This window comes from Candidatus Mycoplasma haematobovis (genome assembly GCF_001645765.1).
GTDB lineage: Bacteria > Bacillota_I > Bacilli_A > Mycoplasmatales > Mycoplasmoidaceae > Eperythrozoon_B > Eperythrozoon_B haematobovis.
This window is the reverse complement of sequence record NZ_LWUJ01000013.1, coordinates 26,854-41,830: the sequence shown is the minus strand read 5'-3', so window position 1 is coordinate 41,830 and position 14,977 is coordinate 26,854. Positions and strand designations below refer to the sequence as shown.

18 protein-coding genes and 1 tRNA gene are annotated in these 14,977 nt (G+C 28.3%); 15 read left to right on the top strand and 4 right to left on the bottom strand.

Annotated features, from left to right (window positions below):
• Positions 1 to 7 precede the first annotated feature (7 nt).
• The 5 genes from A6V39_RS05220 to A6V39_RS05200 are packed head-to-tail and all read left to right on the top strand — an operon-like array spanning position 8 to position 3,529.
• Positions 8 to 205 (top strand): large ribosomal subunit protein bL28, encoded by a 198-nt coding sequence (locus tag A6V39_RS05220; RefSeq protein WP_187150615.1) that lies wholly within the window; start codon positions 8 to 10, stop codon positions 203 to 205.
• Positions 205 to 819, top strand: a complete 615-nt coding sequence (rpsD, locus tag A6V39_RS05215) for a 30S ribosomal protein S4 (protein ID WP_187150614.1) — start codon at positions 205 to 207, stop codon at positions 817 to 819. The genes A6V39_RS05220 and rpsD overlap by 1 nt, the downstream gene beginning before the upstream one ends.
• Positions 819 to 1,475: a tRNA (adenine(22)-N(1))-methyltransferase TrmK gene (locus A6V39_RS05210; RefSeq protein ID WP_187150613.1), complete on the top strand. Its 657-nt coding sequence runs from the start codon at positions 819 to 821 to the stop codon at positions 1,473 to 1,475. Before rpsD ends, A6V39_RS05210 begins: the two co-directional genes overlap by 1 nt.
• Complete coding sequence (locus A6V39_RS05205; RefSeq protein WP_187150612.1) at positions 1,468 to 2,931, top strand: iron-containing alcohol dehydrogenase; 1,464 nt, start codon at positions 1,468 to 1,470, stop codon at positions 2,929 to 2,931. Before A6V39_RS05210 ends, A6V39_RS05205 begins: the two co-directional genes overlap by 8 nt.
• Position 2,932: 1 nt before the next feature.
• Complete coding sequence (locus A6V39_RS05200) at positions 2,933 to 3,529, top strand: hypothetical protein (protein WP_187150611.1); 597 nt, start codon at positions 2,933 to 2,935, stop codon at positions 3,527 to 3,529.
• Positions 3,530 to 3,547: 18 nt separating this feature from the next.
• On the opposite strand, the gene A6V39_RS05195 is transcribed toward A6V39_RS05200, so the two are convergent.
• The 4 genes from A6V39_RS05195 to argS form a co-directional block, all read right to left on the bottom strand.
• Entirely contained in the window at positions 3,548 to 3,859 is a 312-nt protein-coding gene (locus A6V39_RS05195; protein WP_187150610.1) for a hypothetical protein, read from the bottom strand.
• 194 nt (positions 3,860 to 4,053) lie between these two features.
• Positions 4,054 to 4,449: a hypothetical protein gene (locus A6V39_RS05190; RefSeq protein WP_187150609.1), complete on the bottom strand. Its 396-nt coding sequence runs from the start codon at positions 4,447 to 4,449 to the stop codon at positions 4,054 to 4,056.
• Positions 4,450 to 4,463: 14 nt separating this feature from the next.
• A complete protein-coding gene (locus tag A6V39_RS05185; protein ID WP_187150608.1) occupies positions 4,464 to 5,408 on the bottom strand; it encodes a ribonuclease HIII in 945 nt (314 codons plus the stop codon).
• Positions 5,398 to 7,059 (bottom strand): arginine--tRNA ligase, encoded by a 1,662-nt coding sequence (gene argS / locus A6V39_RS05180; protein WP_187150607.1) that lies wholly within the window; start codon positions 7,057 to 7,059, stop codon positions 5,398 to 5,400. Before argS ends, A6V39_RS05185 begins: the two co-directional genes overlap by 11 nt.
• Positions 7,060 to 7,085: 26 nt before the next feature.
• Between argS and A6V39_RS05175 the strand changes: the two genes are divergently transcribed.
• From A6V39_RS05175 to A6V39_RS05130, 10 genes are all read left to right on the top strand, one after another.
• Positions 7,086 to 7,161, top strand: a tRNA-Trp gene (locus A6V39_RS05175).
• 8 nt (positions 7,162 to 7,169) lie between these two features.
• The gene (locus A6V39_RS05170; RefSeq protein WP_187150606.1) at positions 7,170 to 7,379 is read left to right on the top strand and encodes a YneF family protein; all 210 of its coding nucleotides are present in this window, start codon (positions 7,170 to 7,172) and stop codon (positions 7,377 to 7,379) included.
• Entirely contained in the window at positions 7,372 to 7,923 is a 552-nt protein-coding gene (gene yihA / locus A6V39_RS05165; RefSeq protein WP_187150605.1) for a ribosome biogenesis GTP-binding protein YihA/YsxC, read from the top strand. Before A6V39_RS05170 ends, yihA begins: the two co-directional genes overlap by 8 nt.
• A complete protein-coding gene (gene valS, locus A6V39_RS05160; RefSeq protein WP_187150604.1) occupies positions 7,923 to 10,256 on the top strand; it encodes a valine--tRNA ligase in 2,334 nt (777 codons plus the stop codon). The genes yihA and valS overlap by 1 nt, the downstream gene beginning before the upstream one ends.
• Entirely contained in the window at positions 10,246 to 10,842 is a 597-nt protein-coding gene (locus tag A6V39_RS05155; RefSeq protein WP_187150603.1) for a hypothetical protein, read from the top strand. Before valS ends, A6V39_RS05155 begins: the two co-directional genes overlap by 11 nt.
• Positions 10,843 to 10,863: 21 nt before the next feature.
• Positions 10,864 to 11,892 (top strand): ComEC/Rec2 family competence protein, encoded by a 1,029-nt coding sequence (locus A6V39_RS05150; RefSeq protein WP_187150602.1) that lies wholly within the window; start codon positions 10,864 to 10,866, stop codon positions 11,890 to 11,892.
• A complete protein-coding gene (locus A6V39_RS05145; protein ID WP_187150601.1) occupies positions 11,892 to 12,806 on the top strand; it encodes a hypothetical protein in 915 nt (304 codons plus the stop codon). Before A6V39_RS05150 ends, A6V39_RS05145 begins: the two co-directional genes overlap by 1 nt.
• Positions 12,806 to 13,825 carry a hypothetical protein gene (locus tag A6V39_RS05140; protein WP_187150600.1) on the top strand — a complete coding sequence of 340 codons (1,020 nt, stop codon included), beginning with the start codon at positions 12,806 to 12,808 and terminating at the stop codon, positions 13,823 to 13,825. The genes A6V39_RS05145 and A6V39_RS05140 overlap by 1 nt, the downstream gene beginning before the upstream one ends.
• Positions 13,825 to 14,418 carry a hypothetical protein gene (locus A6V39_RS05135; protein WP_187150599.1) on the top strand — a complete coding sequence of 198 codons (594 nt, stop codon included), beginning with the start codon at positions 13,825 to 13,827 and terminating at the stop codon, positions 14,416 to 14,418. The genes A6V39_RS05140 and A6V39_RS05135 overlap by 1 nt, the downstream gene beginning before the upstream one ends.
• The gene (locus A6V39_RS05130; protein WP_187150598.1) at positions 14,411 to 14,977 is read left to right on the top strand and encodes a hypothetical protein; all 567 of its coding nucleotides are present in this window, start codon (positions 14,411 to 14,413) and stop codon (positions 14,975 to 14,977) included. Before A6V39_RS05135 ends, A6V39_RS05130 begins: the two co-directional genes overlap by 8 nt.

Below are 14,977 nucleotides of genomic sequence, written 5' to 3'. Positions count from 1 at the left end.
TAAAATAATGTCAAGAAAAGATAGATTTACAGGTAAAGTTTCTAGAACAGGTAATAGTAGGTCAAAGGCTCTTAATATTACTAAAAGAGATTGACACTTTAATGTTCAAACTGTTAGTGTAATAAATAAAGAAGGAAAAAAAGTAAAAATAACTGCTTCAGTAAAACAATTAAGAACTTTGAAGAAAAAAGGATTAATTAGATAGTGTCACGCTTTACTGGTTCAATTTTTAAGAAATCAAGAAAATTAGGTATTTCTTTACTTGAAAATAATAGAGAGTTTAATAAGTGAAAGCAAAGAACTACTCCCCCTGGTCAACATGGAGCTACAGCAGACAGAAGGAAACTGTCCATTTATGGTGAGCAGTTAAGAGAGAAGCAAAAAATAGTATTTATGTATGGAATACATGATACTCAGTTACGAAGATTCTTTAAACAAGCAAGAAAAATAGAGGGTTCTTTGGCTTACAATTTGTTAATTCTTCTAGAGAGAAGACTAGATAATGTTGTGTATAGAATGAACTTTGCTCCTACAAGAAGAGCAGCAAGGCAATTGGTATCTCATGGACATGTATTAGTTAATGGTAAGAAAGTAAATATTCCTTCAGCTTTAGTAAATATCAATGATGAAATATCAATAAAGCCTAAATGTCACCACTTACCTATAGTCAATGCTCTTAAAGATGATGATGTTTTGCCTTTTGTTTCAGTAGATGTAGAGAATAAGAAAGGAGTATATTTAAGATATCCAGAAAGAAAGGAATTAAATCAACAAATTAATGAAGTTTATGTAGTTGAATGATTTAAGAAATTAGTTTAATGCATGCACGTATATCGGGCATAGTATCTATCTTTCCTACTTCAAATTATTTAATAGATGTAGGTTCAGACCATGGCTATTTAGGGCTTGAACTTCTTAAGCAGCAAAAAATTAATAAAGTACTAAATATTGATTTATCTAAAGAAGCATTAGAGAATAGTAAGAAAATATATGGGCGTTTTGGTCTAGAAGAGCATGCTACTTTTGCAAATAATGATGGCTTTAAGAACTTAAATAATATACCTCACGATGCAGTGGCTGTAATAGCAGGAATGGGTTCTGCTCAAATACTAAAAATATTAGAGAATTTACCAGATAATATTACCAAATTAATATTCTTAAGTCATACTGATTATTACTCTTTAAGAAAATGAGCTGTAGCTCACTTTTTTAATATAGAGAAAGAAAAATATATAGATGATGGAGAGTTACAATACTTAACTCTTTTGCTCTCTAGAGAAATTAATATGGATCACTATTCAGAAGAAGAATTAATTTTTGGAAAGCTATCCTTCAGAGAAAACCAAATACCGCTATTCGAAAAGTATTGAAGATTTAGAGCTTCTAGAATACTTAATATACCAGCTAAATATAGATCAAATATAGAAACAGCTACAATTAATTATCTTAAATCTGAATCCATAATACATGAATAAGAAATTTACACTTGAAGATTTAACTAAGATTTCTGATGAAAATCTTAAGGATAATAAGGAGATCTTAAAGCACTATACAGACATAAGAACAGATATTACAGTAGATAGTAATTTACATCCCTCTTTATTAAGAAATATAATTGTAAGCCCAGGTTCTCATTTGCATATTAATGATCCAATAGATTTAAATAATCTTGATTTAAAAAAAGTATTAAGTACTCCTGAGAATAAGAAAAGTAGATTAGAACAAGCTCTTAAAGAGTTTAACCAAGATAAACCAGCAAGTCTAGAAAGAACAAAACTAAATAATGTATTTATTCAAAATTCAATTACAGATGGAGACTTCGAAGACTTAATAATTAAATCTAATATTAGATGTGTATTATTAATTACAGATGGAGCTTACACTAGAAATTTACAATTCTACAGAAGGGTAATTGAAATACTAAAGAAGCATAATATACCATTCATAGAGTACACTAATGTACAGCCTAATTTAGATCGTAAATTAGTATTTAGAATTTCTGAATATGCTAATGATCATGAAGTTAATGCTATTATTACGGTAGGCTCTTTATCTACTGTAGATTTAGCTAAGATAGTACTTCCTAAATTAGTTAAACCTCACTTAATAAGACTACATAAGACAAGATTATTCAAATCTTTCTTAGCTCCTAATTACTTACTAATAAGTATTCCTACTCTAGTAGTGCCAGATCCTAAAATAAATTCTAAGTCTGCCCTTAAAAATAATATATTATTCCCTAATTTAGATTACTTTGGAGATACTATTTTCTTAAATAATCCAATAGAGGACGCAGATGCTGTATTTTACTGTGTAGATTTATTTGAAGAATTAGATAATACTAAAGTATGAGAAATACTTCATGAAACATTCTTTAGATTAATACTTAATTTCTTTGATTTTTCTATTGATGCTAAAGTTAAAGCCTCTATAGTACATAATATTAAGACTATTGATTGATATTTAGCTTATTTTGATTTTGGAAATAAACTAAATACTTATGATAAATTTAAAATACTTGAAATAATAGCTTCTACTATGGATGGTAGTAGCTTTGTAGATATACCAGATATTTGAATTTGATATAAATTAGAGGCCTCTCTCTCTTATTTAGTTAATTCTAAAAAGTGTGATGGATTAGCTCTATTTTTACCTAATTTCTTAGAGGTATTATCTCAAAGTAATGTTGAATTTAGAGAAAGAGCTATAGAGTTAGGAAATAGTCTTTATGGTTCTCATTCGGTAGAAGGTTTTGTATACAAACTTATTCTACATATTAAGAAATATAGATTACCTATAAGCTTTTTAGATATTCCTCAAGTTAAACGAGTAAGTTACAAATTCTTATTATTCCTAATTAAGAAGTCATCAAATAATCCTTTCTATAATAGAGTAACTAAAACTATAGTAAATAACTTAACTATTTGGTAGTATGATTAAAGCTAAAGATCGTTCTAGAGTTATTCAGTATATTAAGAAGGCTGCTGAAATTCAGAAAGCTTTAAATGAATGTGAAAAGAATAGAAATCACGAAGAATATTCAAAATTATTAGCACAACAAGAAGAATTGAAGAATAAATTAAGAGAAATAGGAGCTACTGATGCATTTATTAATTCCACATTTAAATTACTTAAAAAGAGCGTTAAGTTTTCAACAATTATGGTAAAGACTTTTGAAGTTAAGCCAACGAACGCAAATAAGAGACCAAAGATGTTTTCAATAGAGTTTATTAAGTATTGGAAGCTTAGTGCATTTAAGCCTGAAGAACGCCCTAAATTAATTAGAATTCTAAGAACTATTGCTCTTGTTCAAGAAATAATAAGAAGTCTAGAAATGGTTGATAATTATGTCAAGAGTAAAGAAATGTTGTATGAAAAAAGAGAAAATCTTAAGAAGAGTTTAAAGAAATTAGGAGCTATTGATGAGTTTGTTGAAAAAACTATTGAACTACTTGAAATAGATCCTAGGTACTGTGTTGATATGGTTGAGATTATTAGAAAAGGTAATGTTAAAGCTAGACTTAATTAAAGATCGCAAAAATTTTAATTATCTTAAATAATAACCAGCCCCCACTCCTGCCAATAATATTATAAAAAATAAAAAAGCTAATATTATTAAGATAATTGCCATTATTAAACTACCACCTTTAGATTTTCGACCATTATTCTGTAATATTTCATGATTTCTTGTTACTACTACCTCTGATAACTCTTTGTATCCTTTGTAAAAAAAGTATTTAGCAATTAAAGGAATAATTAACGTAATACCTAAAAAAAATTCTATAGCTCAAACAGCAAGCAATATTCTCCTTTGTCTTCGAACAAAATAATCTTCTCCACCATTTAATAATAAACTCAAAGATAAGCAGACATTAATGATAAAACATATTATTATCATTGGTATTATTAGTAGAATTCCACCAGAACCAGCAATAACTATTGCAACAATAATTAATAAAGCCTGAAAAACTCAGAACTTTACTATACGGGAACAAACACTAACGGCCTTGTCCAGTACTGTCCAGTACGATTTTTTAAGTTATGCATTTAAATTTATTTTCTTGGCATTTTTCTGTAAGTTTTTCAGAAAAAGAACTTAGTTAATATTGCTAATGGAGTAAAGCAACAGAATAAATCAATTCATAGTAATTGTTTTTGGCCCTGTACTGTTTGCGTTATACCTAAAGATTTCTCTTTCTTAACACATTTAAAGTAGTTAAAGTTAATAAGTATATTAGCAACTATAAGAAATACCTTTAAGATAACAGAAACAGTAGCAGTAGATATAAAACCAGCTTTTTCAGTACCTCCATTTGACGCTGTTGTACTTAAACAAGTAACGGCAGCTATTCAAAAAGCTATTTGACCTAATCAAAGCCAAATTACTCTCTTAGACGCTTTCTTTCAATTATCTTCTGAATTGTAGAATAATTTAAATATTTTGGACACTATTATTAATTTTATTAAGAGTTTTTTATGTACTTACACTTAGGATAGGCAGAACAACCGATAAATGGTTCATTCTTACTATTAAATTTCTTAGTTAGTTGAGAAGAGCATTCAGGACACTTCTCTTCTAACAAATCTCCTTTATTAATTATATTTTCAGCATATTTACAAAGAGGAAAGCCAGAACAACCAATAAATTGCTTTCCTGTTTTTTTGGATAGTCTATATATTAACTCTCTGTTACACAATTCACATTTTCTTCCAACATTATTCTCTCCAATAAATTCACCTATTATTTCAATAGTCTTGAAATTAGTTTTGCAAAACTCTTCTGGATTATCTCTCTTTCTTAATGCTTTAAAGGCAGTTATTACTGAATGTCTACCAGAATAAGCATTACCTAAAGGAATTCTTGTGGAGTATTTAACACTCATTTCATCCATTTGTTTTAAGTAATAATATCTAGCAATTATGGAGGCTAAAGCACAAGCTAAATATTTTTCTTCAGCTCTGCAACACATATCATCTACTTTAAGTGGTTCAATATTTAAATTCTTTAAATATTCGTAATGCTTATCTAAAGTAGTTCATCCATCCATAACTCTAAATTCTTCTTCCTTTAATTTATTCTTAAGCTTCAAATGAACATCATTATGTAGTAAGCTAAAGATTACATTCATATTTTGGTATTTGGAATATAGTTCGTTGTATTCTTTAGGATTAGTAATAGAGTATTCAAAGTTTTGACCTAATACATTCATTATTTGAGGTGTACATTTGTAAATTCAATTATCTGTACACTTCTTTGAATCTCTTATTTGATCAAAAAACTCTTCTTTCTCTAATTTCTTTAGTATCTCTTTATTTAAATAAACAACAGCTACTACTGGCCCTCCATAAAAGTCTCCTTTACCTGATTCATCAGAAGCATAACAAGATTTTTCCCAACTAGAGGACACTTTTTGGAGTTATTTTCATGATGCTTAAGCCGCTTTTAATGGTGTACTGAACAGCATTCAGAATAGCTAATCTATCATTTAGTCAAGTACCTTTTTCTTTATTTAATAATTGAGTTTCTTCATAATAAGAGTGAAATTCTTTAGCTAATTTGTAAAGATATTGAGGAATTTTGTGAGGAGAAAGCGTCTCTATAGCGCTATTTAAAGTCATTTCTCATGCTAGCAACGTATTTAGCAACTCTTTCTCTTTTCCTTCTTTAATAGTATCAAAAGTTATATTTTCAGAATAATCTTTGGGAACACCATGCTTTCTTAATAGCTGAGATATTCTAGAATAAGCATAAAGTACATAATAAGCAGGATTATTGTAGTCCTGCATTTTTAATTTTTTTAGTTCTATCTCTAAAGGACTATCAGTATGCTGAGATATTAAGAATCATCTTACTTCTTCATAACTCATAAATTCAGAAAGACTTCTTAAATAAATAATTTTTGAATCTCTTTTTGATATCTTTACTGCAGTACTATGCTCAATTAATTTAACTAATTGCATACATATGAATTTAACTTGTTCTTCTCTCTCTAGAAATACAAGAAAAGATTTAAGTCTATCCACATGTCCATAATGATCTGCCCCTAATACATTAATTATTTTTCCTTTTTCACCAATCATTCTTAATTTATGTAAGTGATAAATTAAGTCTTGACAGAAATAAGTATGTAAACCATCTTTCTTAACTAATACTTCATCTTTACAGTTCTCTAAGAAGTCTCCTGCCCTAAATCAAACAGCCCCATCTTTAAGATTTATGTGTTCTCTTAGAGAATTTAACAAATCATCTATAGTACTATCATTAACAAAACTACGCTCTGATTTCCAAACATTAACACCTATTTGATAAGCATTTAAATCTTTCTCTATTTCATTTAAGAAGTACTTAATTACTTCTGACTCTAGTTCTGAATATAGTTTAGATTTAAAGATATCATTATCTTGAAGTCATTTATTTTGATGTTTAGAGATTAAATAAGTTGCACATTCATCTATTTCAGGAGAATCATATTTGAGATTCATATTTTCAACAGAATAATAAGTACCAATAATCTTTGCTTTGTACTTATTTCAAACGGATGAAATAAGTTCTTTAATTTGATTTCCCATATCATTAATCAAGTATTCTCTATGAACATAGTAGCCACCATACTCTAATAAATTAGCTAAAGTATCACAAAAAATACCATTTCTTGCATGTCCTATATGTAATAATCCAGTAGGATTAGCAGAAACAATTTCAACAAAACATCAAATATTGTTTGGTTCTTTTTTGTAAAGATGTTCTTTGTTACTTAATACTTCTGCATAGTATTCTTTAAAGGCTTCAGTATTAAAAAATAAATTAATAAATCCATTTTTTTCTGCTCTTATTTCTTGGATGTATTTAAGCTTTCCTAATTTCTTTACTATTATTTCTGCTATTTCTTTAGGAGCTTTTTTTACTTTAGAACTAATTTGACAAGCTATATTAGTAGATAAGTCGCCAAAAGAGATATTCTTAGGAAATTCAAAAAATATATTCTCTTCTTCTTGATAATCTAAAGCCTTTAATGCTTTCTTAAATTCTTCAATTAAATAATTATTTATTTTTGGCAAGGCAATAAAAAATACAATTTTATTCTAGGAGTGTAGTTCAATTGGCAGAACGATAGTCTCCAAAACTATATGCTGCGGGTTCGAGTCCTGCCACTCCTGCCATTTTTAAAATGTGGTACTTAGCCATTGTAATACCTTTTTGTTTAGTAATTGGTTTTTTAGCTGGTTGAATATTAGCTATTAAATATTGTCGTAAGCAAATGACTGATAATCCACCCATTAGTGAACATCAAATAAGAGAATTATATAGGCAAGCAGGAAGAACATTATCCGAAAAGCAAATGCTTCAAATTATGAATAACTTGAGGCGTAATGGCTAGATTTATTACTAGTGCTATTAATCCTAAGCATTACCCCCCCTCCAATTTACCAGAATTCTCATTGGCAGGGGCTTCAAATGCAGGTAAATCTACTTTAATTAATGCATTAGCTAAAGAGAAAATAGCAAAAACTTCAAAACAACAAGGAAAAACAAGAACAATTAATTTCTATGACTTTAATTCTTTTTACTTAACTGATACGCCTGGTTATGGTTATGATAAGCATAGTAAAGAAGATAAGCTCTTAAAGATAATTAATGATTATTTAATAGAAAGACCCAATTTAATAGGCGTATTACATTTATGTTCTCCGCATGGCTTATCGGAACAAGATTTAGAAATTAAGAATTATTTATCCACCCGTTTTGATAACTATTTATTACTACTTAATAAAGTAGATAAGTTATCCAATGCTCAGAGAGAAAAAATTAAAGCAGATGTCTTAAAGGCAACCAATTTACCTGAAGATAAGCTCTTATTAGTTAGCGGCAAGAAAGGAGTCAATGTATTACAGCTGCTTAAGAAAATAAAGAGTTGAATTTAATGAAATATTTTTCGGCACTACTTCCCCCCCCTAATTTAACAGGCATTTTACATTTAGGACATATGTGAAATGCTATTCTTCAAGATGTATTAGTACGATTTAATAAACAGGAAGGTAAAGAAGTATATTGGGGTTATGGTTTAGATCATGCTGGTATTTCTTTGCAAACTAAAGTAGAATCAGAATTAAAGAAACAGGGTATTCAAAAAAGTAGTCTTACTAAAGAGGAATTTCAAACTAAGCTATGAGAATGGAAAGAGATACATGCTCAAAAAATAAGAGAGCAATATAGAGAATTAGAGTTTGATTTACCTTTTGAAGATGAAAGATTTACTTTAGATGCAGAATCAAAAAAATTAGTTCTTGAAGTATTTAAGAAGCTTTATCAAGAGGGCTTTATTTATAGAGATGAGAGATTAGTTAATTGAGATCCTGTATTAAAGACAGCTATTTCAGATATTGAAGTAATTTACAAGAGTGAAAAAGCAAAGCTATATAGTCTTAAATACTTAATAGAGGGTACTAGTAATTACCTTACTGTAGCTACTACTAGACCTGAAACTATATTTGCAGATGTAGCGCTTTTTGTACACCCTGATGATGAGAGATATCAAGATTTAATAGGAAAGAGAGTTAAAGTACCCTTTACAGAAAGATATATCCCTATATTAAGCGACTTCTATGTAGATAAAGAGTTTGGTACTGGAGCAATGAAATGTACTCCGGCTCATGACTTTAATGATTGAAAATTAGGAAAGAAATATTCTTTGCCTTTAATTAAAGCTTATGGAGAAGAAGGAATACTATTATTAGGGAGATATGAAGGGCTAAGAAAAGAAGAAGTAAGGAAAGTAATAGAGAAGGAAGTAGAGTGGGAAGAGTATACAACTAATATTTCTTATTCAGAGAGGAGTGGGGCCAAAATAGAGCCCTTACTCTCTAAGCAATGATTTCTTAAAGCAGCTCCCTTAGCAAAAGAAGCTCTTATTTATTGAAAAAAGCACAAAGAAGAGATGAAAGTTAGTAGTGAGGAGAGATTAGTTGAGTATTTAGAAAATATGGAAGATTGATGTATTTCTAGACAGTTAGATTGAGGAATAAAGATACCTGTTTGAATTAAAGATGAAGAGCATTCTTTAGATAGATTTAAAGATGCTCTTCCTTCAGAAGATGTATTAGATACTTGATTTTCTTCTTCCCTTTGACCTTTAATAGTATTTGCAAAAAAAGAAGAGTTATTCCCTATTTCTCTCTTAGTTTCAGGAAGAGATATCTTACTCTTCTGAATATCAAGAATGGTCTTTATGACTTATTACTTAGAGCACAAACTACCCTTTAAGAATATTTATTTACATGGTTTAGTACTCGATTCTCAACATAGAAAAATGTCTAAATCTCTTAATAATGGTATTGATCCTTTAGAGCTTAAGAAAGAATATGGATTGGAAGCAATAAGACTCTTTTTTTTAGGAAATACACATCAGGAAAACAATATAGCTTTTTCTAAGAATAAATTAGATTACTACTCTAAATTCGTGCACAAATTAAAGAATGCTAGTATTTTTGTAGCTTCTGAGAGTACTCAAGAAGCCTTTAAAGCATTAAATTCAGCAGAAGAGTGATTACTCTTTAAACTTCAAGAAGTAGAGCAAGAAATAAAGCGGCATTACAATAATCTAAATTTTGCTTTCTTAACAGAAAGAGTTATTTCTTTTGCTTGAGATGAGTTCTGTAATAAGTATTTAGAGCTATTTAAATTAATTAAGAAAAGCAATAGCTTTGAAAATACTAAGGGCTTTTTATTTTATGCTTGAAATAGACTCCTATTATTACTAAATCCTTTAATTCCCAGCTTTAACATTCCTATTAAGCTACCTGTAATTACTCCCACTAAGAAGCCTCTAAATATGGAGTGATTTTTTAAATATTTAAATACTTACATTTCTATTAAGAAGCAGTTAGAGTTGGATTGAGATTTAAGAATAAATACTAGATTAGTTACAGAAAAGGAATATAGTGAAGAGTTACTAGATTACTTAAAGCTACTTAATCATGAGCTTATTGAAGTAGCTAAAGAGAGAAGTAAAGAAAGAACTTTAACTTTTTTTATTGAGGATGTAATGGTGGAACTTTTTTTACCAGAAGAAAAAGTACTTAAATATGAGAAATATATAGTTCAAGTCAAAGCTAAACTTAATGAAGAATTAAAGTTCTTAAAAAATAGACTTATTACTTTAGCTAAAGCTCCTGAACATTTAAGAAAAGAAGTACAAGAAAAGATTACTAAATATGAAAATGAACTTACTTCTTACACTACCCTTTATGGCCAATAATACTGTTCCTTACAACTCAGATATATATTGAATTAGATTTTTTGTAGTTCTTTGATTCTTAATATTTCCTTGCTTATTTACATGTATCTTTATTTTCTTAAGAGATTCCTTCAAAGAAAGAGCAGTAATTATTACTTACAGGTTCTTAAAGGACTTTAGAGAATACAGCTATTTCTTTCATAACTGTTTATTCATATTCTTTATGGGAGCTATGTTCTTTAATACTTGTTTCTTTATTTACTCTATCTTTGATACTTTCATATTAAAGCTAGAGCATTTCTATAGCTGACTATGAAGAATACCAGCCACTACAGACGAAGAACAAAAAATGAATTTCTTTAAAGCTATTACACTTCCAAGCTATATTTTTCATAGCATAGCTTTCTTTGTCTATATTTACCATAATCTATATAGAACTGATTCTTACTTCGGAGAAAAGTGAAGGGCTAATATACCAAGACTTTCTAGGAAGAAATTATTTACTAAATTAGAGAGCAAAAGACCAAAACTATATAGCTTTATTCATAAATGATTTTTTGATCTTTCGCAAATTTCGCAAACAGCTAAGTTAGTAGCCATTACTTAATTTTTTCATAATTAAAGCTATGTGCTTAGTTATGAAGAAAGGCAGAAGGAGTGAGAGCAAGACAAGTCTTATTTATTCTTTGCTTTAAATTTAATTTTCATTGTTTGATGCTTTAATTCTTATTACTCTTTAATATTCTTAATTCCTTTAGTTCTCTATATACATTTATTCAAAATTAAAGGGGAAGTAATATTATGAGCTACTTTAATAGGTACTGCATTAGCTTATTTACAGCCATTAAAGTGTCCTAACACTTACTTTAATTATTTATTTGACTTTCATAAGCCTTTAAATAATTTCTTAAGAAAATATTATTCAGAAAGAGATGCTTCTTTTATAGCCCTACTACTCTTTAATTCAGGTAAGAAAGAGTCAGATACATATGAAAGTTTTAAAGAATTAGGTATAGCCCACTTAATTTGCATAAGTGGATTACACTTTGTATTAATTAAGAAAGTACTTTATTACTTACTATTTAAGAAGGAAAAAGCTTCTAAAATAGTAACGCCTATAGTACTTATTATTTGATGGTGTTTCACTAATTTTTCTATTCCTTGTTTAAGAGTAATACTTACTACTTTTCTTAATACTAAATCAAAATTAAAGAATTGAAGTTTAGCTACTATATTAGTTCCTCTCTTTAATTTTGGAATATATACAAATTATTCTTTCTTATTAAGCTTTATTATTACTCTATTATTAATGCTAGTAGAGGGTAAACATAAAGCACAAAAATGCTTTATTCTTATCTTTATTTACAGCTCTTTAATAACTCTTCCTTGAACTAATAAGCTTTATTTATTATCCTTTATTAACTTAATTATTTTCTCGCCTATAGTAACATTATTCTTTATTTATTTCTTCTTAACTTTTCCTTTACTATTTCTTGCTACTTTAAATAGTAAATTAATTGACCTATTTTATTTCTTATTAAAGCATTCTTATTTAAATAAAGCTTCTCTTAACATTTCTTGAAGTTATGAAGCAAGTACTATAGCTCTCTTATTATTTACTACTGCTATAGTAATAAACTTAAGGAGAAATAAATAGTGTTACAGTTCTATTACTCTTCAGATTTAGGCTTATTAGATGATAAAGCAGAAGAGTTTAAGAAAGTATTTCCTAAAGCAAGAAGTATTAGGAGACCTACTATTGAAGAATTAAATATATTCTTATTACAAGTAGATTTATTTAATGATGATCAGAATTATATTATCGAAGATTTTGTTGAGTCTTGTATTAAATTAGAGAACTTTTTGCGCTCTATAAAGCACGAGAATTTAAATGTATTATTTCTTCATAAAGTAGATACAGAAATCTATTTAAACAATTCATTTAAAGAGTTATTTCATAATAAAGACTTCAAAGTAGTTAAATTAACTGAGAAAACTAAGAGAGGATATATAGATAGTAAGTTAAAGAAGCATTTAGTTAAGTTGCCTAAAGAGCAACTTAAATATATTAAAGATAAGTTGCCTCCTAGCGCTTCAGTAATAAGAGATTTTGTATTTAATCTTTCTTTATTAGGAGAAATAAATCAAGAGAATATAGAGACTTTATTGAAAGATCCTAGAGAAGATTTAAATTACTACAATTTCTTTGCTGTTTATTTAAGTGGTAAAGATTATGAGTGAATGCTATTCTTAAATAAATTACAAGATGATGAAATTAAGAAGTTTATTCATCCATTTGCACATAAATTACTTGATTTTAAGTCTTATTTAGAATTGAAAATAAAGGGATATAGTTTGGAAGAAATAGCACTTAAATTAGGAACTAAAGAATATTTCTTAAAGACTTATGAAAGAATTTATGATATGAGAGGCAGTAAGATCTTAGAGTGGTATAAGGACTTTATTATTGAGCTATATTCTTTACTCATAAGTCTTAAGTATTCTTTCAATACTAATCTAAGTTTGCTTAAATTTTTTTTAATTAAAAAGAATTTAGAACTGGAGGAATAATGTACGCTAGAGCATATGTTCGTTTATTTAAATATTTAGATCAATTAGTACTTGGACGTAAATTCTTTGCAAGTGAAAGTACTAGAGCAGCTCTTAAAGATGCAATAGAGAGTTCTTTTTCACTATTAATTTGAATAGCTAATAAGAGTAATAAGAGTAGTTCAGAGGTTTATGCACTATTTGATAAGTACAAAGAGAATTACTTTGCTAACGAAGCAAAGATAGTTAATGAGAAGTATGAAATTAATAGTGATGAAGAGTTAAATGACTATGTTAATTATTTAAGAATATGTGTACAGAATGTATGTGATCTTGATTTAGATAATCTTTCTGAAGAAGAGTTAGCTAAAGAGCCTTATGAAGAGAAGCCTAATGCTACAGTAGTATACAAAAACTTCTTTAATACTTTAGATGTTAATGCTCCAGTAGGTAAAGTAGTAGATGATTTAATACTAAGAAGTCATGCTTGAGAGAGATTAAAGGAGGATATTAGGAGTGGAGCTATTTACATATACAAAACAAAGCCGAAGAGGAATGTAATAATCAAAATAATACTTAGTTATTTATTATTTTTTGGAGCTATTACTGCTTTAACTTTATTAGTATCTTGCGCTCTTACAGGAGCACAAGATAAAGCACAATTAATAATTGTGTCTTCTTTGGCAGTAATTTATTTCTTATTTGGATTGCACTATTCTAGGAAGACTTTTGCTAATGATAATTTAAAGTATTCTTTCCAGAGAACTGAGTTCTATTACACATTCTTCTTTTCATTATTCTTCACTTTTGCTTTATCTACTAATTCAGAGGGGGGAGTAGGCTCTCAAATAATTACTAAGAATTTAGATGGATGGAACAAAGGTCTATGAATAGGTCTAATAACTATCATTATTCTTATTGGTTTAATATACTTAGTTTCTTACCTTTATTTTCAACCAGAAGAGGATAAGAAATTAATGGAAAGTACTCTTGAAAAACATTTAGCTGATATTTCTAAGACTTCTACTTTAAATAGTTAATGTTGCAGAGGAAGCTATATCTGCACTTTCCTCTGCAGAAACACTTAGTTTTCTTATTATTCTCAGCTATAGCTTTAGATTGCCTTTACGTTTATTTACCTATATTTGAAATGAAATTATCTTTTGTAAGTATTCCCCTAATAGCAATAGGATGAATATATGGAACTCCTATAGGGTTCTTATCTGGGTTAGTAGTAGATCTTATTTCTTTGAGCTGAGAAAGCTCCTTTTCTTGATTATTTTTATTACAGCCTGCTTTAATTGGTTCATTAGGGGGCATAATGAAATATTTTCATTATGCTTCTTTAGCTTGACTTAATGTGTTATTACACTGCATAGCAATTTATTTTTTTAATCCTTTCTTTGTCTTAATTAGTTTACTAATAAGTTCTTTATTAGCTATTAAATACAAAGAAGCTTTCAATGTACTATTACTTAATGCAGTAATAGTATCTTTAATATATGGTACTTACTGTGCTTCACAATATTCTTTAGTGCCATACTCTACACTATTAAGCGTTAGGATGGCTAAAGAAAGTGTGAAAATTATACTTGCTACTATTCCGCTCACTTATTTATTAAGAAATGAATAAGCCTTTTCATTTTTTTAAATCTATAGCAGATGCTGTATTCATTTCTTTAATTGGATGTTTCTTAACTTTATTCCTAATATTCTTATCTTTATCTATGGTATTTCTTAGCGCTCTCTATAACCAGTTTTGTTTATTTTTGGCTTTTGGAGGAATAGCTTTTGCTATTTCCTACAAGCAATATTTAAATAAGTATCAGAAGATTTTAAAAAACTTAAGCTATGATGCATTTATTACTACAAGAAATGAGCTTGTTGTATGGTTATTATGAACCTTTAATTATTATTTAATGGCCTGTTGGTTTACTTTAATACTTATCGGATCTACAAATGGTTTCGGCTTTCAATTTCCTACTAGAGATGGCAAAGCATCTCTAGTGCATACAGATACATTTACTACTAAGATATTAGGACTTGTATTGTGAATAGTACATGTATTTGTATTAGTAGTAATTAAGACAGTGGCTTATTACTGGACTAATATCATTCTTTTTGCTCATAAAGAATTTGAAAAAAGAAGAAGGAATTTAGAAATGGTGAGAAATAGAGCAGCCATAGAGTAA